Source organism: Pseudomonas imperatae (genome assembly GCF_057128625.1).
In genome coordinates this window covers 199,667-219,224 of record NZ_JBSKHP010000009.1, presented here as the reverse complement: position 1 = coordinate 219,224, position 19,558 = coordinate 199,667, and the positions used below count along the sequence as shown (strand labels likewise).

The 19,558-nt window shown below is 68.1% G+C and carries 12 protein-coding genes; 2 read left to right on the top strand and 10 right to left on the bottom strand.

What is annotated here, in order from left to right:
* Nucleotides 1–6 precede the first annotated feature (6 nt).
* The gene (treS, locus tag ACWKWX_RS14045; protein ID WP_483828080.1) at nt 7–3,324 is read left to right on the top strand and encodes a maltose alpha-D-glucosyltransferase; all 3,318 of its coding nucleotides are present in this window, start codon (nt 7–9) and stop codon (nt 3,322–3,324) included.
* A 3-nt stretch (nt 3,325–3,327) separates the two neighbouring features.
* Nucleotides 3,328–5,550: a 1,4-alpha-glucan branching protein GlgB gene (gene glgB, locus ACWKWX_RS14040; protein ID WP_416425448.1), complete on the top strand. Its 2,223-nt coding sequence runs from the start codon at nt 3,328–3,330 to the stop codon at nt 5,548–5,550.
* 92 nt (nt 5,551–5,642) lie between these two features.
* On the opposite strand, the gene ACWKWX_RS14035 is transcribed toward glgB, so the two are convergent.
* The 10 genes from ACWKWX_RS14035 to treZ form a co-directional block, all read right to left on the bottom strand.
* The gene (locus ACWKWX_RS14035; protein ID WP_483828079.1) at nt 5,643–6,350 is read right to left on the bottom strand and encodes an autotransporter domain-containing protein; all 708 of its coding nucleotides are present in this window, start codon (nt 6,348–6,350) and stop codon (nt 5,643–5,645) included.
* 309 nt (nt 6,351–6,659) lie between these two features.
* Nucleotides 6,660–7,391, bottom strand: coding sequence for an endonuclease/exonuclease/phosphatase family protein (locus ACWKWX_RS14030; protein ID WP_483828095.1), 732 nt, complete (start codon nt 7,389–7,391; stop codon nt 6,660–6,662).
* A gap of 493 nt (nt 7,392–7,884) precedes the next feature.
* Complete coding sequence (locus ACWKWX_RS14025; protein WP_483828078.1) at nt 7,885–8,484, bottom strand: SAM-dependent methyltransferase; 600 nt, start codon at nt 8,482–8,484, stop codon at nt 7,885–7,887.
* Nucleotides 8,481–9,239: a PIG-L deacetylase family protein gene (locus tag ACWKWX_RS14020; protein WP_416425445.1), complete on the bottom strand. Its 759-nt coding sequence runs from the start codon at nt 9,237–9,239 to the stop codon at nt 8,481–8,483. The genes ACWKWX_RS14025 and ACWKWX_RS14020 overlap by 4 nt, the downstream gene beginning before the upstream one ends.
* On the bottom strand, nt 9,236–10,243 hold the full coding sequence (locus tag ACWKWX_RS14015) for an acyl-CoA dehydrogenase (protein WP_483828077.1): 1,008 nt from the start codon (nt 10,241–10,243) through the stop codon (nt 9,236–9,238). Before ACWKWX_RS14015 ends, ACWKWX_RS14020 begins: the two co-directional genes overlap by 4 nt.
* Complete coding sequence (gene glgX / locus ACWKWX_RS14010) at nt 10,240–12,399, bottom strand: glycogen debranching protein GlgX (RefSeq protein WP_416425443.1); 2,160 nt, start codon at nt 12,397–12,399, stop codon at nt 10,240–10,242. The genes ACWKWX_RS14015 and glgX overlap by 4 nt, the downstream gene beginning before the upstream one ends.
* A gap of 145 nt (nt 12,400–12,544) precedes the next feature.
* A complete protein-coding gene (locus ACWKWX_RS14005; protein WP_416425442.1) occupies nt 12,545–12,898 on the bottom strand; it encodes a DUF2934 domain-containing protein in 354 nt (117 codons plus the stop codon).
* A 14-nt stretch (nt 12,899–12,912) separates the two neighbouring features.
* Nucleotides 12,913–15,696, bottom strand: a complete 2,784-nt coding sequence (locus ACWKWX_RS14000; protein ID WP_483828076.1) for a malto-oligosyltrehalose synthase — start codon at nt 15,694–15,696, stop codon at nt 12,913–12,915.
* Complete coding sequence (gene malQ, locus ACWKWX_RS13995) at nt 15,693–17,774, bottom strand: 4-alpha-glucanotransferase (RefSeq protein WP_483828075.1); 2,082 nt, start codon at nt 17,772–17,774, stop codon at nt 15,693–15,695. Before malQ ends, ACWKWX_RS14000 begins: the two co-directional genes overlap by 4 nt.
* A complete protein-coding gene (treZ, locus tag ACWKWX_RS13990) occupies nt 17,771–19,543 on the bottom strand; it encodes a malto-oligosyltrehalose trehalohydrolase (RefSeq protein WP_483828074.1) in 1,773 nt (590 codons plus the stop codon). Before treZ ends, malQ begins: the two co-directional genes overlap by 4 nt.
* Nucleotides 19,544–19,558 lie beyond the last annotated feature (15 nt).

Genomic DNA, 19,558 nt, shown 5'->3' with positions numbered 1-19,558 from the left:
TGACCCATGGCGAAGAAACCCCGCACGGCCGCGTTCATCAACGACCCCCTGTGGTACAAGGACGCGGTGATCTACCAGGTGCACGTGAAGTCGTTCTTCGACTCCAACAACGACGGCATTGGCGACTTTCCCGGCCTGATCGAGAAGCTCGACTACATCGCCGAGCTGGGCGTGAACACCATCTGGCTGCTGCCGTTCTACCCCTCGCCGCGCCGTGACGATGGCTACGACATCGCCGAATACAAGGCCGTGAGCCCCGACTACGGGACCATGGCCGACGCCCGGCGCTTTATCGCCGAGGCCCACGAGCGCGGGCTGCGGGTGATCACCGAGCTGGTCATCAACCATACCTCCGACCAGCACCCCTGGTTCCAGCGCGCCCGCCACGCCAAGCCCGGCTCGCGGGCGCGGGACTTCTACGTGTGGTCGGACACCGACGACAAGTACGACGGCACCCGGATCATTTTCCTCGACACCGAAAAGTCCAACTGGACCTGGGACCCGGTGGCCGGCCAATACTTCTGGCACCGCTTCTACTCGCACCAGCCGGACCTCAACTTCGACAACCCGCAGGTGATGAAAGCAGTGCTGGGGGTGATGCGCTACTGGCTGGACATGGGCATCGACGGCCTGCGCCTGGATGCCATTCCTTACCTGATCGAGCGCGACGGCACCAACAACGAGAACCTGCCCGAGACCCACCAGGTGCTCAAGCAGATCCGCGCCGAGATCGACGCCAATTACCCCGACCGCATGCTGCTGGCCGAGGCCAACCAGTGGCCCGAGGACACCCAGCTGTACTTCGGCGACGTCAAGGGCGACGACGGCGATGAATGCCACATGGCCTTCCACTTCCCGCTGATGCCGCGCATGTATATGGCCGTGGCCCAGGAAGACCGTTTCCCCATCACCGACATCCTGCGCCAGACCCCGGAAATTCCGCGCAACTGCCAGTGGGCGATCTTCCTGCGCAACCACGATGAGCTGACCCTGGAAATGGTCACCGACCGCGAGCGCGACTACCTGTGGAACTACTACGCCGCCGACCGCCGCGCGCGCATCAACCTGGGCATCCGCCGGCGCCTGGCACCGTTGCTGGAGCGTGATCGGCGGCGCATCGAACTGCTCAACAGCCTGCTGCTGTCCATGCCCGGCACGCCGACGCTGTATTACGGCGACGAGATCGGCATGGGCGACAACATCTACCTGGGCGACCGCGACGGCGTGCGCACGCCCATGCAGTGGTCCATCGACCGCAACGGCGGCTTCTCGCGCGCCGACCCGGCCAGCCTGGTGCTGCCGCCGATCATGGACCCGCTGTACGGCTACCAGTCGGTGAACGTCGAGACCCAGTCCAACGACCCTCATTCGCTGCTCAACTGGCACCGCCGCCTGCTGGCCGTGCGCAAGCAGCAGAAGGCCTTTGGCCGCGGCACGTTGAAAATGCTGTCGCCCAGCAACCGCCGCATCCTGGCCTATATCCGCGAATACACCGGGCCCGACGGCAAGACCGAGCTGATCCTGTGCGTGGCCAACGTCTCGCGCGCCGCCCAGGCGGCCGAGCTGGACCTGTCCCAATACGCCGGCATGGTGCCGGTGGAAATGCTCGGCGGCAGCGCCTTCCCGCCCATCGGCCAACTGAACTTTCTGCTGACGTTGCCGCCCTATGGTTTCTACTGGTTCTTGCTGGCGTCCGCCGCGCAGATGCCCAGCTGGCATGTGGAACCGGCGCAGCCGTTGCCCGATTTCCTCACCCTGGTGTTGAAGAAACGTATGGAAGAGCTCCTGGAAGAACCGTCGCGCAGCAGCCTGGAAACCAGCGCGCTGCCCCAATACCTGCCTAAACGCCGCTGGTTCGCCGGCAAGGACAGCGCCATCGAACAGGTCCGCATCGCTTACGGCGTGCGCTTCGGCACGCCTTCCGCCCCGGTATTGCTCAGCGAGATTGAAGTGCGCAGCGTCGGCACCGTCAGCCGTTACCAGTTCCCCTTCGGCCTGCTGGGCGAAGACCAGCCCAGCAGCGCGTTGCCGCACCAGCTGGCGCTGTCGCGGGTGCGGCGCAACCGCCAGGTGGGGCTGATCACCGACGCCTTCGTGCTGGAAAGTTTCATTCGCGCGGTGGTGCAGGGCCTCAAGGCCAACACCGTGCTCACCTGCGACGAGGGCGAGATTCGCTTCGTGCCCACGCCGGAGCTGGCGCGCCTGAACCTGGCGGACGAGCCGGAGATTCGCTACCTGTCCGCCGAGCAGTCCAATAGCTCGGTGGTGGTGGGCGGCAGCATGGTGCTGAAGATGATCCGCAAGGTCAGCGGCGGCATCCACCCGGAACTGGAGATGGGCGCCTACCTGACGGCCGCCGGCTTCGCCAACATCTCGCCGTTGCTGGGCTCGGTCAGCCGCGTGGACCCGGAAGGCCTGCCGCACCTGCTGATGATTGCCCAGGGCTACCTGAACAACCAGGGCGACGCCTGGGCCTGGACCCAGAACAACCTGGAACGCGCGGTGCGCGACGACATGGCCATGGCCCGCTCCGACCAGGAACAGCACTACAACGCCCTGGGCGAGCTGGCCGACTTTGCCGGCCTGCTGGGCCAGCGCCTGGGCGAGATGCACCAGGTGCTGGCGGCGCCCACCGACAACCTCGACTTCAAGGCCAGCCCCAGCCGCAAGGCCGACGGCCAGGCCTGGAAAGCCAGCGTCGGCGGCCAGTTGAAGCGCGCGTTGCAGCTGCTGGAGCAGCATTACGACGAATTGGTGGAAGACGACCGCGGCCTGGTGGACGACCTGCTCAAACAGCGTGAGTCGCTGCTGGCGCACATCGAGCACCTCAGCCAGCAAGCCGTGGGCGGCCTCATCATGCGCGTGCATGGCGACCTGCACCTGGGCCAGGTGCTGGTAGTGCAGGGCGACGCCTACCTGATCGACTTCGAGGGTGAACCGGCGCGGCCGCTGGAAGAGCGCCGGGGCAAATACAGCCCCTACAAGGACGTCAGTGGCGTGCTGCGCTCCTTCGACTACGCTGCCGCCATGGCCATGCGCGGTGCCGAGGAAGTGGACGACTCGGTGGAAGCCGAACAGGCCCGCCAGCGCGTCGCCAAGCGTTATTTGCATGAAGCCCGTCACGCCTTTATCGAGGCCTACGGGTTGGCTACCGCCAGCCTTGCCCATGCCTGGCAGCACAGCGACGGCGAACGCGCCGCGCTGGAGCTGTTCAGCCTGGAGAAGGCCTGCTACGAAATCGCATACGAAGCCGAGAATCGCCCGAGTTGGCTGGCCGTGCCTTTGCATGGGCTATTCGGGTTACTGAGCACCAGGGGAGAGTAGTCAATGAACGCGCACAAGGAACAGGGCAAGGTCGGGGCTTTTCCGCACAAGGCGGACATCGAGGCGCTGATCCGTGCCGACCACCGCGACCCGTTCGCGGTACTGGGCCCGCACCCGGACGGTGCGGGCGGGCAATATATCCGTGCCTACCTGCCTAATGCCCTTAGCGTGCAAGTGCTCGACAAGGACAGTCAGCAGGAACGTGGCGCGCTGGAACAGGGCGAGGTGCCCGGGTTCTTCGTCGGCCATTTCCACGACCAGCGCCCGTACCTGCTGAAGGTGCAATGGGCCGGCGGTGAACAGGTCGCCGAGGACCCCTACAGCTTTGGCGAGCTGTTGGGCGAGATGGACCTGTACCTGTTTGCCGAGGGCAACCACCGTGATCTGAGCAGTGCGCTGGGGGCCCAGTGCGTCACCGTGGACGGCGTCGACGGCGTACGTTTTTCGGTGTGGGCGCCGAACGCCCGGCGCGTGTCGGTGGTGGGTGACTTCAACGTCTGGGACGGCCGCCGCCACCCCATGCGCCTGCGTCATCCGTCCGGGGTGTGGGAGATTTTCGTGCCGCGCCTGCAGCCGGGCGAGACCTACAAGTACGAGGTGCTCGGCCACGACGGCGTGCTGCCGCTCAAGGCCGACCCGCTGGCGCTGGCCACCGAGCTGCCGCCGTCCACCGCCTCCAAGGTGGCGCGCCCGCTCAGCTACCACTGGGGCGATGACGACTGGATGCAGCGCCGCGGCGAGCACCACGGGGTCAACAAGCCGCTGTCGATCTACGAGCTGCACGCCGGTTCCTGGCAGTGCGAGGTCAACGAAGAGGGCGCCATCCGTGCCTACAACTGGCACGAGCTGGCCGAGCGCCTGGTGCCTTACGTGCAGCAGCTGGGCTTCACCCACATCGAGCTGATGCCGATCATGGAGCACCCGTTCGGCGGCTCCTGGGGCTACCAGCCGCTGTCGCAGTTCGCGCCGTCGTCACGCTACGGCTCGCCGGAAGACTTCGCAGCTTTCATCGACGCCTGCCACAAGGGCGGCATCGGCGTGATCCTCGACTGGGTGCCGGCGCATTTCCCTACCGACACCCACGGCCTGGCGCGCTTCGACGGCACCGCACTGTACGAATACGACAACCCCCTGGAGGGCTTCCACCAGGACTGGGACACGCTGATCTACAACCTGGGCCGCACCGAGGTGCACGGCTTCATGCTGGCCTCGGCGCTGCACTGGCTCAAGCATTTCCACGTCGACGGCCTGCGCGTGGACGCGGTGGCCTCGATGCTGTACCGCGACTATTCGCGCAAAGCCGGGGAGTGGATTCCCAACCGCTACGGCGGCCGCGAGAACCTGGAAGCCATCGACTTCCTGCGCCACCTCAACGACGTGGTGGCCCTGGAGGCGCCCGGCGCCCTGGTGATCGCCGAGGAGTCCACGGCCTGGCCGGGCGTGAGCCAGCCGACCCAGCAGGGCGGTTTGGGCTTTGCCTACAAGTGGAACATGGGCTGGATGCACGACACGCTGCACTACATCCAGAATGACCCGATCCACCGTACCCATCACCACAATGAAATGAGCTTCGGGCTGATCTACGCCTATTCCGAGCATTTCATCCTGCCCATTTCCCACGACGAGGTGGTGCACGGCAAGCACTCGCTGATCGACAAGATGCCCGGCGACCGCTGGCAGAAATTCGCCAACCTGCGCGCCTACCTGACGTTCATGTGGGCGCACCCGGGCAAGAAACTGCTGTTCATGGGCTGTGAGTTCGGCCAGTGGCGCGAGTGGAACCACGACACCGAGCTGGACTGGTACTTGCTCAAGTACACCGAGCACCTGGGGGTGCAGAAACTGGTGGGCGACCTTAACCGGCTGTACCGCGAGTACCCGGCGCTGCACGAGCAGGACTGCGTGCCCCAGGGCTTCCAGTGGCTGATTGGCGACGACGCGGCCAACAGTGTGTTTGCCTGGTTGCGCTGGAGCAAGTCGGGCGAGCCACTGCTGGTGGTGGCCAACTTCACCCCGGTGCCGCGCGAGGGCTACCGCATCGGCGTGCCGTTTGCCGAGCGCTGGGAAGAGGTGCTCAACAGCGACGCCGAGATCTACGCCGGTTCCAACGTCGGCAACGGCGGCGCGGTGGCCACCGAGCCGGTGCACAGCCATGGGCAGCCGCTGTCGCTGTCGCTGAATTTGCCGCCACTGGCGGTGCTGATCCTGCGTCCGCAGGTGTCATAGCGTCGACCCCATCGCGGCCAAGGCCGGCTCCTACGCCAATCGTGGTAGGAGCCGACCTTGGTCGCGATGGGCACAACGCGGCATCTCCCGCGTCACCAGCGCACCTTCACCCCCAGGTCACCAATCAACCCGTTCAGGTCATTCTGGTCGCTGGGGCTGCTGTAGTCGGCCGTCACGAAGAAACTCACCGTGGGCGTCATCCGCGCCACCAGCCCCAGGCCCACTTCCACGGTGGACGAGTTGCGGCTGCTGGTGATCTTGTCCACCGGCGCCAGGGCCACCGGGCTGTCGTTGCTGAAGGTGTAGGTCAGGCTGGTGCGCACGAACGGCTCGACGCTGGTGCTGCCCAGTTGGTAGTGGCCGGCCAGCCGCGCGCCTACCCGGCCGCTCCAACTTGGCTCGCTGTCGTCGCTCAGCAGCCGCGGCCCTTGCCCGGCGGCCCCTGGCACCAGTTGCTGGTTGATCAACTGCGCCTGGGGCTCGAACGACCAGTTTTCCCCCAGCACGAACGCCACGGTGCCGCCCAGGGCCACGGCCATGGCGCGGGCGTTGTCCGGGCGGCCGCTGTCCTGCACCTGGGAGCTGACGCTCCAGGCCACGCCCATGCCCTTGGCGAACACGGTGTACTGGCCGGCGTTGCTGGCCGGGTTCGACACGCCGGTGCTGGTGAAGGTGCGGTTGCTCAGGTCCAGCGGCCCGAGCGGGTCTTCTGCGGGCTCCGCCGCTACCGCACGGGCGGGGGCGGCCAGCAGCAGGGAGGCGCAGGCGGCGAAGAAGAAACGCTGTTGGAAGGTGTGCATGGCGTGGCTCCAGTGTCGTGGGTCTGGCAGGGGAGTCGCCGTGTGCGTCGCATCAAGGGCAGGGCAGCCGAAGCCAGCGCCCCAGGCTCTGCTGGGCGCGCTGAAAGGCGCGGAACAGAGGCTTGGGGCGGTGTTTTTTTGTTGTGTTGTGTTACCTGTAGCTAAGGAGAGGAGGGGGCCAGCGTCAAGAAAGCGGGGTTTTTCCTTAGCCAGCTAATTAGCACTGGCAAGTGTTTGAAAAACAGCCGCTATTGAAATTGCTAAGCAGCTGAATATCTATGCGCGCGCCGCGCTATTCCAAAACAATCCCTACAGATGCACTTCCACCGTCAATGGCAGATGATCGGACAGATGCGTCCAGGGCTTGTTGCCCAGGATTACCGGCTCATGGCTGGTGGCGTTGCGCAGGTACACCCGGTCCAGGCGCAGCAGCGGGAAGCGCGCCGGGTAGGTGCGCGCCAGGCTGCCATGGTGCTGCTCGAACGCCTCGTGCAGGTCCTGGGCGCGGGTGAGGGTAGCGTTGCCGCGCAGCTTCCAGTCGTTGTAGTCGCCGGCGATGATCACCGGCGCGTCCTCGGGTAGCGAGTCGAGCAGCTGGCGCAACAGCCCCAGCTGCTGCTGGCGATGGCTCTCCAGCAGCGACAGGTGCACGCAGATCGCATGCACCTCGTCATGCCCCGGTACCTGCAACACGCAGTGCAGCAGGCCACGGCGCTCGGGGCCGGTGATCGACACGTCGAGGTTGCGGTAGCGCAGAATCGGGTATTTCGACAGCAGCGCGTTGCCGTGGTGGCCGTCGGGGTACACCGCGTTGCGGCCGTAGGCGTAGTCGCTCCACATGCTGTCGGCGAGGAACTCGTATTGCGAGGTCTGCGGCCAGTTGTGGTGGCGCTCGGCGTGGCCGTCGTGCTCGCCCAGCACCTCCTGCAGGAACACCAGGTCGGCGCCGGTGCTGCGCACCGCTTCGCGCAGCTCGGGCAGGATGAAACGGCGGTTGAAGGCGGTGAAGCCCTTGTGGGTGTTGACGGTCAGGATACGCATCCGGTGCACCGCCAGCGGCTGCTCGGGGGGGCGGTTGCGGCGGGCCTGGCCGGTGGGGTCGGCGGTCACGGTCACTCCTTGGATCGGTGGGGCTTATTGGTTGGGACCGATGGCGTTCCTGCTCGGTTCCCCTTGCGCCACCGCGGCGCCTGCGGACGCGTTGTTTTACCCGCGTAGCAGCTGCCGAAGGCTGCGTCCGGGCGCCGCCGCGGTGTGTCTGGGCGAGCGCGGCGCCTGCGGACGCGGCCTGCGGCCGCTGCTGCGGGGGCGCGTTGTTTTACGCGCGTAGCAGCAACTGTCTTGAAATGGCGTCGTCTGCATCGCGACTAAAGTCGGCTCCTACACTATTCGTGGTAGGAGCCGGCCTTGGCCGCGATGCAGGCGACGCGGTCTATGGGGTATCCGCATTCGCGTAGCAGCTGCCGCAGGCTGCGTCCGGGCGGCGCCGCGGTGTGTCTGGGTGATGCGGCGGCTGCGGACGCGGCCTGCGGGGTTATCGCAGGCCTTGGTGCTCGGCCACCGACATCGGGTCGCGGCTCCACAGTTGCAGCACGAAATCCTTTTCGCGGTGTTCCAGCAGCGCGGTCATGCCCAAGCCCTCGTCCAACTGCCGGTGCACGCCGTCGCCGTCCAGGCTGCAGCCATCAATGGCGGCGCGCCAGTGGCAGGCCAGCAGCTGGCCGTCGGCGGTGAGGCTGTGGCGGCAGGCGCGGATCAGCTGGGCAAGGTCTGCCGGGTCGAGGTAGTAGCACAGCTCGTTGAGCACGATCAGGTCGAAGCGCTGGGCGGGCCATTGGGCGGGCAGGCGCCATTGTTCGACGCGGGCGTGGGGGGCGTCGGCCAGTTGCTGGCGGGTGAGGGCCACGGCGCGGGCGGCGGTGTCGCAGCACAGCAGGCGGTCGCAGCGGGCGGCCAGCATCGCGCTGGTGGCGCCGTTGGCGCAGCCGGGTTCGAACACGCTGGCGTAGCGGGCGCGTGGCAGGCAGGCGGCCAGCAGGGCGCGCTTGCGTTGTTCGTACCAGCGCTGGTGCATGGCCCAGGGGTCGTCGTTGCCGGCGAACAGCTGGTCGAAGACGCTGTCGTCGACGCTCACAGGAACACCACTTCAAAGGGCTGCAGCAGGCGCTCCAGCACGTCGGGCGGCAGCACCGGCGCCAGGCCGATGGCGGCGTCGCCTTCCAGCTGGCTGGTGAACGCCTGGGCGGCGTGGCGCTTGCGCGCGACCATGGCCGGGCTCAGGGCGATCTTGCGTGCCCGTTGCCAGGGCACTCGCGGGTCCTGGGGGCGGGCCCAGTGCCAGGTCCAGATCGGCACTTCGTGGCAGCAGGCGCCCACGGCCTCGGCGGCGGCGCGGCTGGCCTCGCCCACGGCCTCGTGGTCGCAGTGGCCGTCGTGGCGCCAGGTGGCGAACACCACGTCGTCGGGTTGCAGGTGCGCTTGCAGGAAGGCCTGCAGCTGAGTGCGGGCGGCGGGGACCTGACTGTCGTCCAGGCCCACCCGCAGCCAGCTCAATTGTTCAGTGTCGGCGCCCAGGCGGCGCAGGGCCTCGGCGCTTTCCAGCGGGCGCTCGGTGCCCAGCCGGGCCACCGGCCAGCGCTGCGAGCCGGGGTGGCTGGCGGTGCCGTCGGTGACGGCGACCAGCAGCACCGGCCGGCCCAGGGTGATCAGGTGCTGCAGCAGGCCGCCGCTGCCCAGCACTTCGTCGTCGGGGTGCGGCGCGACGATGACGGCCCGCGCGCCGGTCGGCACCAGGCGGTCCACTTCGATGCGCGGCAGTTGTGCCAGCAGCGGGCAGGCCTGCCAGGCGGCCAGCGGCGTGCCGTGGCCGACAATGGGATTGGCGTTCATAGGTTCCACTCGCTGGACAGGGCGTGGCGGGTCAGTTCGCCCAGGGCCGCCAGGTCACGTTCGGCGTGGCTCTGGCGCAGGAACACCGGCAGGTCGGCGGCCAGCCGGGCGAAGTGGCCGTCCTTGCAATAGGGGCTGGCGCCCAGGGCGCGGCCGACATGGCCCAGCACCTGTTCGCAGCCGTGTTCGATGACGGCGCGCGCGCGGCGTGCCAGCCATTGGCAATCGTCGGTGGGAGCGGTGTCAATGGTGCTGGCAGCCTGCTGCAGCACCGCGCGCATGGCCGCCAGGGCCGTGTCCACCGCACCCAGGTGCGCCAAGGCATGCGGGTCATCGCGTTGCAGGCAGTGGCCGTGCAGGCGCTGGGCCAGTTGCTGCGCGGCGCCGTACCAGCAGGCGGCAATGCCGATGCCGCCCTGCCAGAAGCCCGGCCGGGCGATGTATTGGCCGGGCGCGCCCACCGGGGTGCCCTCGGCCTGCTCGAACAGCACCTCGACGCTACCCGTGGCGGCCATGCCCACGGCGTCCCAGCCCAGGTCGGTGACGGTGACCCCCGGTTGCCTGAGGGCCACCGCCACCAGTTGCTGTTCACCGCCTTCGTCCCAGGCCGTGAGCAGCGCATGGCTGAGCTGGCTGGCGCCCGAGCACCAGGCCTTGCGCCCGTCCAGCCAATAGCGCCCCTGATGATGCCGCACGCTCAGGCGCGCGCTCGGCGGTTCCGCCGCCCACATGCCCCAGGTGGTGTTGGGCGCCGGTTGCAGCGCCGCCAGCTCGGCAATGATCGCCAGGGCGTCGGTGTGCCCTTCGTACAGCTTGCACAGCCCCAGGTCCTGCCCGGCCACCCAGGCCAGGCAGCGCCAGCGCTCCAGGGTGCGACCCGTGCCGGGGCGCGGCAGCTGGTCGAGGCCCTCGGCCACCAGGGCGGCGAGGGCGTGGTGCAGGGCACTGGCGTCGGGGTAGCCCCCGGGCGGACGCTTGAGCGTCGCCGCCAGCACCCGGTTCATTCCTCCACGTCCCGGTGCAGTTCGAACAGCAGCAGCGAGCGGCCGGTGACGAGGAAGTCACTGCCGAACGGCAGTTGCTCGCGCTCACGCAGTTCGGGGCGGTTGGTGTCGATCAGGCACGTCCAGTATTGCCCTTCCGGCACCTCGGGCAGCACGAAGTTGACCACGTCGTGGTGGGCGTTGACGATCAGCAGCAGGGTGGCGTCGGCCCCCGGCTTGCGGATGCCACTGGGTTGCGCGCGGCCGTCGAGCAGCATGCCCAGGCAGCGGCCATGGCTGTCGTGCCATTGCTCGGTGGTCATCTCGCTGGCGTCCGGGGCCAGCCAGGTGACGTCCTTGACGCCGATGTCCTCGTTGTAGGTGCCCACCAGGAAACGGTTGCGGCGCAGGATGGGGTAGGACATGCGCAAGCGGATCAGCCGGCGCACGAAGCGCAGCAGGCCCTTGCCGTCCTCGTCCAGGTCCCAGTTCACCCAGCCGATCTCGCTGTCCTGGCAGTAGGCGTTGTTGTTGCCGTTCTGGGTGCGGGCGAACTCGTCGCCGGCGACGATCATCGGCGTGCCCTGGGAGAACAGCAGCGTGGCGAAGAAGTTGCGCATCTGCCGCAGGCGCAACTCGACGATCTCGCGGTCGTCGGTGGGGCCTTCGACGCCGTGGTTCCAGGACAGGTTGTTGTTGCTGCCGTCCTGGTTGTTCTCGTCGTTGTCCTCGTTGTGCTTGTCGTTGTACGACACCAGGTCGCGCAGAGTGAAGCCGTCGTGGGCGGTGATGAAGTTCACCGAGGTGTAGGGGCGGCGGCCGCGCTGGTTGAACAGCTCGCCGGAGCCGGTCAGGCGCCCGGCGAAATCGGCCAGCTGGCCGTCGTCGCCTTTCCAGAAGGCGCGGGCGGTGTCGCGGAAGCGGTCGTTCCATTCCGCCCAGCCGGGGGCGAAGCCGCCCACCTGGTAGCCGCCGGGGCCGCAGTCCCAGGGCTCGGCGATCAGCTTGACCTGGCGCAGCACCGGGTCCTGGCGGCAGGCCACGAGGAAGCTGTGGCGTTCGTCGAAGCCCTCGTGGTAGCGGCCCAGGATGGTCGCCAGGTCGAAGCGGAAGCCGTCCACGTGCATCTCGGTGGCCCAGTAGCGCAGCGAATCGGTGACCATCTGCAGCACGCAGGGGTGGCTCAGGTCCAGGGTGTTGCCGGTGCCCGAGTCGTTGATGTAGAAGCGCTTGTTGTCGGGCATCAGCCGGTAGTAGCTGGCGTTGTCGATGCCGCGCATGGACAGGGTCGGGCCCTGCTCGTTGCCTTCGGCGGTGTGGTTGTAGACCACGTCGAGGATCACCTCCAGGCCTGCGTCGTGCAGGTGCGCGACCATCTCCTTGAACTCGGCGATCTTGCCATTGGCCAGGTAGCGCGGGTGCGGGGCGAAGAAGGTGATGGTGTTGTAGCCCCAGTAGTTGTTCAGGCCCTTCTGCAGCAGGTGCTGGTCGTTGACGAAGCCGTGGATGGGCAGCAGCTCGATGGAGGTCACGCCGAGCTTTTTGATGTGCTCCACCACGTCCGGCACCATCAGGCCGGCGAAGGTGCCGCGCACGTCCTCGGGCACCGAGGGGTGGCGCATGCTGATGCCGCGGGTGTGGGTCTCGTAGAAGATGGTCTTGTCCCACGGCACGTTGACGCGCTGGTCGCGGCCCCAGGTGTAGGCGGGGTCGATGACCCGGCACTTGGGCACGAAGGGCGCGCTGTCGCGTTCGTCGAAGCTGAGGTCGCCGTCGGGGTGGCCGATGGTGTAGCCGAACAGTGATTCGGACCATTTAAGCTCCCCCACCATCTGCTTGGCGTAGGGGTCGATCAGCAGTTTGTTGTGGTTGAAGCGGTGGCCGTTTTCCGGGTCGTACGGGCCGTACACGCGGTAGCCGTAGGTCAGCCCCGGGTGGGCGTCGGGCAGGTAGCCGTGGAAGATCTCGTCGGTGTATTCGGGCAGTTCGATGCGTTCCAGTTCGTGCTCGCCGCTGGAGTCGAACAGGCACAGCTCGACCTTGGTGGCGTTGGCCGAGAACAGCGCGAAGTTGACCCCCAGGCCGTCCCAGGTGGCGCCGAGCGGGAAGGGCAGGCCTTCGCGAATGCGGGTCGGGTCGGTACCTGGGGCGGGGGTAAAGGCTTTTTGGCGGGTCATGAGAAGGTCCTTGCACTGCGAATTCAGGGCGATAGCGGGCCGTGCCGGTACAGAGCCCGGTGAACGGGGGCGTTGAAGAGGTGGTGCACACGGGCACCCCGGGCAGCGCGTGGGCGCTAGCCGGGGGCCGGGAGCGTTGGTTGGATCAGCTGGCTGGCGGCTTTTTCGCCGCGGCCCGGGGCTTTTTCTCGGCCGCAGGCTTGTCGGCGGCGGCCTTCACCGCGGGCGCAGGCTTGGCTTTGGGCGCGGCGGCGGCAGCGGGTTTTGCAGCGACCGGCTTGGGCGCGGCAGCAGGCTTGGCCTTGGCCTCGGTGGCGCTGCCAGCCTTGGGCTTGGCGGTGGCGGCCTTGGCCTTGCCCGGCTTGGTGGGGGCCAGGGCTTCGGCTTCGGCGAGCTTGCGGGCCATTTCCCAGTGGCGCTCTTCATGCCCTTCGGGTTTGCCTTCCGATTCCCATATCTGGTAGGCGAATTCACGTATACGTTTGTCGTCAGCACTCATTTCAACGCTCCTGATCACAAGTCACTTTGTACTAAGAGATTGACCGGAAAATCCTTCAGCGCAGCGTTCAGCCACACTTCCTTATTGGGTGTGACTGCTACGTCCGAAAAAAGTCCCTTAAATGTAGGCAGAGTGTAGTTAGTCGGTAGCACCACGCGGGTATCTCCCCACTTGGGTGCCTCGATGAGCGGCTGGGCAGTGTCCCCCAGCAGCTCGCTGGCCAGGCGTGGCACGATGACGATGGCCAGTTCACCGGCATGAATCCGGGCGAAGGCCAACACGCGGTCGGCCTGTTCGCCCTGCACGGGCAAGGGTTGGTAACGGCCGCGGGCGAACAGCTCGACGTGTTCGGCGCGGCGGCGCAGGGTGCGGGCAATCAGTTGCTGCTTGATATGGCCGTTGGCCCACTCCTGCACCAGCTGCGCCGGGCTGGGGTTGGCCTGCAGGGCCTGCTCACGGGCAGCGTAGTCCACCGGGCGGCGGTTGTCCGGGTCTACCAGGCTCAGGTCCCAGAATTCGGCGCCCTGGTACAGGTCGGGAATGCCCGGCACGGTCATGCGCAGCAGGGTCTGCACCAGGCTGTTCAAGGCGCCGGTGGGGCTGATGCGCTGCACCGCGGCCACCAGCGAGGCGCGCAGCTGCTGGCATTGCGGGTCCAGCAGGAGCGTTTCCAGGTAGGCCTTGCAGGCCTGTTCGTAGGGCTCGTTGGGCGCGCTCCAGCTGCTGGCCAGCTTGGCCTCGCGCAGGGCTTTCTGCTGCCACTGGTACAGGCGTTCGGCATAGGCCTCGAGGCCTTCACGGTCATCGGCAGTGAGCCCCAGCGGCCAGCTGCCGAGCAGCGCCTGGAACAGGATCAGTTCATCGCCAGGGCTGGGCGCGGGGTTGTCGCCGACGCTGCCACGCAGCGGTTCGGCCAGCTCCAGCCAGTGGTTGACGCGGCCGGGGTACCAGCTGCTGCGCTCGCTGAGCACGGCCAGGCGCGCGCGGCTGTCTTCGCCGCGCTTGTGGTCGTGGGTGGCGGTGGCCAGCAGGTTGTCGGGGAAGTGCGCCAGGCGCTGCTCGCAGGCCTGGTGGAAGACCTGGGGCGGGGCGCTGAAGTGTTCGGCGTCGAAGCCCACGTCGTTGCGCGACAGCAGCACCGCGGAGCGATAGAACGCGGTGTCTTCCACGGCCTTGGCGGCGGTGGGCGAGGTCAGCTGCTGGAAGCGCACGCAGGCATGGCGCAGCAGCTTGCGTGGGCGCCCCGGCGGCAGGTCGCGCCAGGGTTCGCCGCCGAGCCAGCGCGCCAGGTAGTCGAGCACCGGCCAGTCGGCCTCGCTGAGGCTGGCGCGGGCGCCTTCCAGCGCCTGCTGGAAGAAACCCTCGTCCTGTGCGGGGCGCCCGCAGGCGTTGATGTAGGTGCGGTACACCGGGTAGTGCACCACCAGCGCCTGCAGGGCGCGGCGGATGGCGCCCAGGGTCAGGTCGCGGCTCATCAGGTCGCCACGGGCGACCTGCAGCAGGGCCTGGGCCACCGACTCGCAGTCGCCGGCCAGGGTGCCATTGATCACCAGGTGGCGGGCGGCGTGGGCCTCTTCCTCGAACACCGCCGGGCGCCCGCTGAGGCTGCTCCACAGCTCGGCCAGGGGCTCGGCGCCGGCCGGGTCGTGTTGCAGGCGCGAGACCTGGTTCATGAATTCGTAGCCGGTGGTGCCGTCCACCTGCCAGTCGCGGTGCAGCTGCTCGTCGGCGCCGAGGATCTTCTCCACGTAGATGGGGAAGTGCGCCAGGGCGGCCTCCGGCGGGCGCGCCGCCAGCAGCCCGTCGACCCGTCGGCGCAGCTTGCGGCAATAACCGCGCGGGTCGGCCAGGCCGTCCACGTGGTCGATGCGCAGGCCGTCGATCAGGCCCTGCTGCACCAGTTCGAAGATTTTCGCGTGGGTGGCGTCGAACACGGCCGCGCGTTCCACGCGCAGGCCGCCCAGCTCGTTGACGTCGAAGAAGCGCCGCCAGTTGATGTCATCGGCGGCGGTGCGCCAGCTGGCCAGGCGGTAGTGCTGTTTCTCCAGCAGCCGGTGCAGGCGCTTGAAGCCGTCCTCGGTGGTGGCGTCGAAGCGTTGCAGCAGGGCGTCCAGCGCGGCCTTGTGGCTGTGGCTCAGGGCCGCCAGTTCGCCGCGCAGCTCGATGGCCTTGTCGTAGGCGTGCGGGTCTTGCTCCAGGGCCCCGAAGCGGCCGCCCAGGCTGCTCAGCACCGGGTCGTCGGCGGGGCTGAGCAGGTCGGCATAGTCAGGCGGCGACACCGGGAAGCGGTGTTCGTAGTGCTCGATGTAGAACTGCCCCGCGCTGGCATCCAGGCGCACCGGGATCTCGCCGGCCTGCAGGCAGGCGCCGTAGTCGTTGCCCAGGAACGGCAGCAGCAGCTGGCCTTCGAGCAGCGGGTCGGGGGAGTGCCACTGGATGTCGAAGAACTCGGCGTAGGGGCTGCGCCGGCCCCATTCCAGCAGGTCCAGCCACCAGGGGTTGTGGCCGCCGCCGACGGCCATGTGGTTGGAGACGATGTCCAGCACCAGGCCCATGTCATGGGCGCGCAGGGTCTGCACCAGCCGCCGCAGCGCCGGCTCGCCACCCAGCTCGGGGTTGATGCGGGTGGGGTCGACCACGTCGTAGCCGTGCATGGAGCCGGGCCGCGCCTTGAGGATGGGCGAGGCGTACACGTGGCTGATGCCCAGCTGCTTGAAATACGGCACCCGGGCCGCGGCGTCGTCCAGGGTGAAGTCCTTGTGGAACTGCAGGCGAATGCTGCCGGTCATGGCCTTCATCGGTCACGCTCGCTGGCTTGTTGGCGGGCGCAGGCCAGCAGCTCCAGGCGCCGGGCGGCGTCTTCGTCGTCGAGCAGCGCCTGGCTGTCGCCGTTGAAACGCCGGCGCCAGTTGGGGTGGCTGTCGATGGTGCCGGGCAGGTTGGGCTGTTCCTCCACGCCCAGGGCGTCCTCTACCGGCAGTAGCACCAGCGGCGCGCGGGTGTGGCCGAGGAAGCGCACGCAGGCGTCGATGACCTGGTCGGTTTCTTCGCCTTCACCGCTGAAGTTCTGGCTGTCCTGCGCCAGCACATGGCGCAGGCCGCGGCGCTCGTGCTCGCGGGTTTCGCGCCAGTGGCGCTCGGTGTGTTCGTCGATGAGGTTGAGCTTGTGGTTCCAGTCGATGTCACGGGCCTTCCACCAGCCATGCAGGGTCGACAGGTCGTGGGTGGTGCTGGTGGCCAGGGCGTTGTCGGGCCAGTGCAGCACGGGGTGGAAGTGGCCGGGGTGAGCCTGTTCGAACAGCAGCACGCGCATGCCCAGCATGTGCCGGGCGCTGAGTTTTTCGCGCAGGCCGTCGGGCACGGTGCCCAGGTCCTCGCCGAGGACGATGGCCTGGTGGCGGTGCGATTCCAGGGTCAGCAGGCGCAGCAGGTCGTCGATGGGGTAGTGCAGGTACGCGCCCTCGCTGGGCAACGAGCCCATGGGGATCACCCACAGGCGCTGCAGGCCCATGACATGGTCGATGCGCAGGCCGCCGGCGTGGGCGAAGTTGGCCCGCAGCATTTCGATGAAGGCGCGGAAGCCGTTGCGCACCAGGCCTTCGGGGCTGAACGCGGAGATACCCCAGCCCTGGCCGGAGCGGTTGAGGATGTCCGGTGGCGCGCCCACGGTGAGGTCGGCCAGCAGTTCGTCCTGGCGGCTCCAGGCCTGGCTGCCGGCGCCGTCGGCACCCACGGCCAGGTCGGCGATCAGGCCGATGCGCATGCCGCTGGCCCTGGCGGCTTTTTGCGCGCGTTCCAGGCTGCGCGCCACCAGCCATTGGCAGAAGGCGTAGAAACTGACCTGGTCGCTGTGCTCGCGGGCGAACTCGGCGATGGCGGGGTTTTGTGGGTCGTGCCACTCGGCGGGCCACTGGCGCCAGTCCTGGCTGGCACCGCGCGCTGCGCAGTCGGCTTGCAGGGCCTCGAACCGGCAGTGGTTTTCCAGGGCTTCGCCGCCAGCGTGGCGGAAGCTGGCGAAGTCGGCGGTCAGCGGGTGGTCGCCGTGGCTGAAACCGTTGTACAGCGACCGCAGCAGGGCAAACTTGGCATCGGCGGCCGCCGGCCAGTCCACCAGCGGCAGCTGCTCGAGGTGGCCGAGGGTTTCCGCCAGGCCGGTGTCATCCAGCGCCACGCGCAGCGCGCGCTCGCCCAGAATGGCGCCGGGCGCGGCGTACAGGCAGTTGAGGAACAGCCGGCTGGACGGCGAATAGGGGCTGTAGCGGTGGGCGTCGCTGCTGAACATGGCGTGCATGGGGCTGATCGCCAGGGCGTCGCAGCCACGTTCGCCGGCGCTGCGGGCAAAGGCTTCCAGTGCCTGGGTGTCGCCGAAGCCGCCGTCGCCGCTGCGCCGCAGGCTGTACAGCTGCACGCTGAGGCCCCAGGCCCGCGGCGCGGCTTCGCCCACAGCGTCGCCGACGCTGTAGCAGCGCTGCGGGGCCACGGCCAGGGTGAACTGCTGGCCTTCGATGCGCACGTCCTGATAGCCGGGCGGCAGCAGGCCGGGCAGGGCGGCGTGGGCGTCCAGGCGCAGGTCCAGGGTGGCGCCGTCTTCCAGGAACACCTGGCACGGGGTGTGGGCCGGGAAGTAGCGGCCCAGGTCCAGGGGCTGGCCGTGGTCCACGGTCAGCAGCGGCGGCAGGTGCGTGTCGCGGCGCACCCGGTTCAGGTCTTCAAGGCTGGCCGCCACGGCCTCGTCGGTGTCGGCAGGGTGGCCGAGGCCGGCCAGCACCTTGCGCAGCACCGGGTCGGCCACAGTCTGTGGCCGGCCGTTGGCGTCGGTCCAGTGCACGGCCAGGCCAGCGTGTTGCGCCAATGTCCGCAGTCGCTCATCAGTCATGCATCATCTCCGGCAGGGGTCAGGCTGACCAGGGCGCTATAAGGGGGAAGGCGGTTTGTCGGGGCCGATTCGGCGGCTGCCAGGCGGCTGTCGAACAGGCGATGGCGTGGGTCGGGCAGTTCGGCGGCCACGGGCTCGGCGCTCAGGTTGAGGTCGATGCGCAGTTCGCTGCCATCGTTGAGCTGCCAGCGCGCGCTGACCGCGCCTTCGGCGAGCACCTGCGCGCCCAGCGAGCGGCTGCCGGGCAGGTGCTCGGTGAGGTACTCGCGGCGCAGGCCCAGCAGGGTCCGGTAGAGCACCGGCCAGGGCGCGTCCGCGTCGGGGACGCTGGGGCGCGAGGCGGCGAAGGTCTGTTCGGCGTTGGGGTCGGGGATGTGTTCGCGTTTTTCTTCGTCGGCGAATACCGCGAAGCTGGCGAATTCGTTGCGGCGCCCTTCGCGCACGGCCTTGGCCAGCTCGCCGTGGTGGTCGGTAAAGAACAGGAACGGCTCGCTGGCCGCGCCTTCGTCGCCCATGAACAGTAGCGGCACCATGGGCGACAGCAACAGCAGGGTGGTGGCCGCGCGCAGGGCGTCGCTGCTGCACAGCTGCGACAGGCGTTCGCCGAAGGCGCGGTTGCCGACCTGGTCGTGGTTCTGCAGGAACAGCACGAAGGCGTTGGGCGGCAGGTGGCCGCTGGGCTCGCCACGCGGCTCGCCGTGGCGGTTGCGCTCGCCCTGGTAGATGAAGCCCTCGCTGAGGCAGCGCGCCAGTTTCTGCGTGGGCTGCTCGGCGAAGTCGCCGTAATAGGCCTCGGTCTCGCCGGTCAGCAGCACGTGCAGGGCATTGTGGCCGTCGTCGTTCCACTGCGCGTCGTAGCCTTCTTCCAACAGGTGCGCCTGGTTCAGCTCGTTCTCCAGGGTCAGCCACACGTGGCGCGGGGCGTCGACCTGCTGGCGAATGCGCGCGGCCATCTGCTTGAGGAAACCGGGGTCTTCGATGGCGTGCACGGCGTCGAAGCGCAGGCCGTCGAAGCGGTATTCCAGCAGCCACATCAGCGCGTTGTCGATGAAGAAGTCACGCACCTGCGGGCGGCGGAAGTCGATGGCGTCGCCCCACGGGGTCTTCTGGTCGTGGCGGAAGAAGCCCTTGGCATAACGGCCCAGGTAATTGCCGTCAGGCCCGAAGTGGTTGTACACCACGTCGAGGATCACCATCAGGCCATGGCCGTGGGCGGCGTCGATCAGGTGCTTGAGCTGCTCGGGCGTGCCGTAGGAGGACTGCGGCGCGTAGGGCAGCACGCCGTCATAGCCCCAGTTGCGGGTGCCGGGGAACTGCGCCAGGGGCATCAGTTCGATGGCGGTCACGCCCAGCTCGGCCAGGCGCGCCAGGTGTTTCTCCACGCCGGTGAAGCCGCCCAGGGCGCCCACGTGCAGTTCGTAGATCACCGCCTCGTGCCAGGGGCGGCCGGCCCACTCGGTGAATTGCCAGGGGTAGGCGTTGGGGTCGACCACCAGGCTGGGGCCGTGCACGTCGCCCTGCTGGGCGCGGGACGCCGGGTCGGGTACGCGCAGTTCGCCGTCGATCTGGTACTGGTAGGCCGTGCCGGGTGGGCAGTGCGCCTTGATCACGAACCAGCCGTCGTCCTGGGGCAGCATGGGCAGTGACTGCCCATCCCCCAGTTCAACGCTGACGTGGAAGGCGTCGGGCGCCCACAGCGCAAAGCGCGTGAGGCCCGAATCCAGAAGCAGTGCACCATGTGACCAGGTTTCAGGTGTCGGTAGCGGCATCGATGAAACCTCTTC

Excerpts from the sequence above, each read along its gene's own strand:
- treS (WP_483828080.1), top strand. The coding sequence starts at position 7 with ATGGCGAAGAAACCCCGCACGGCCGCGTTCATCAACGACCCCCTGTGG.
- glgB (WP_416425448.1), top strand. The coding sequence starts at position 3,328 with ATGAACGCGCACAAGGAACAGGGCAAGGTCGGGGCTTTTCCGCACAAG.
- ACWKWX_RS14035 (WP_483828079.1), bottom strand. The coding sequence starts at position 6,350 with ATGCACACCTTCCAACAGCGTTTCTTCTTCGCCGCCTGCGCCTCCCTG.
- ACWKWX_RS14030 (WP_483828095.1), bottom strand. The coding sequence starts at position 7,391 with ATGCGTATCCTGACCGTCAACACCCACAAGGGCTTCACCGCCTTCAAC.
- ACWKWX_RS14020 (WP_416425445.1), bottom strand. The coding sequence starts at position 9,239 with ATGAACGCCAATCCCATTGTCGGCCACGGCACGCCGCTGGCCGCCTGG.
- ACWKWX_RS14015 (WP_483828077.1), bottom strand. The coding sequence starts at position 10,243 with ATGAACCGGGTGCTGGCGGCGACGCTCAAGCGTCCGCCCGGGGGCTAC.
- glgX (WP_416425443.1), bottom strand. The coding sequence starts at position 12,399 with ATGACCCGCCAAAAAGCCTTTACCCCCGCCCCAGGTACCGACCCGACC.
- ACWKWX_RS14005 (WP_416425442.1), bottom strand. The coding sequence starts at position 12,898 with ATGAGTGCTGACGACAAACGTATACGTGAATTCGCCTACCAGATATGG.
- ACWKWX_RS14000 (WP_483828076.1), bottom strand. The coding sequence starts at position 15,696 with ATGAAGGCCATGACCGGCAGCATTCGCCTGCAGTTCCACAAGGACTTC.
- malQ (WP_483828075.1), bottom strand. The coding sequence starts at position 17,774 with ATGACTGATGAGCGACTGCGGACATTGGCGCAACACGCTGGCCTGGCC.
- treZ (WP_483828074.1), bottom strand. The coding sequence starts at position 19,543 with ATGCCGCTACCGACACCTGAAACCTGGTCACATGGTGCACTGCTTCTG.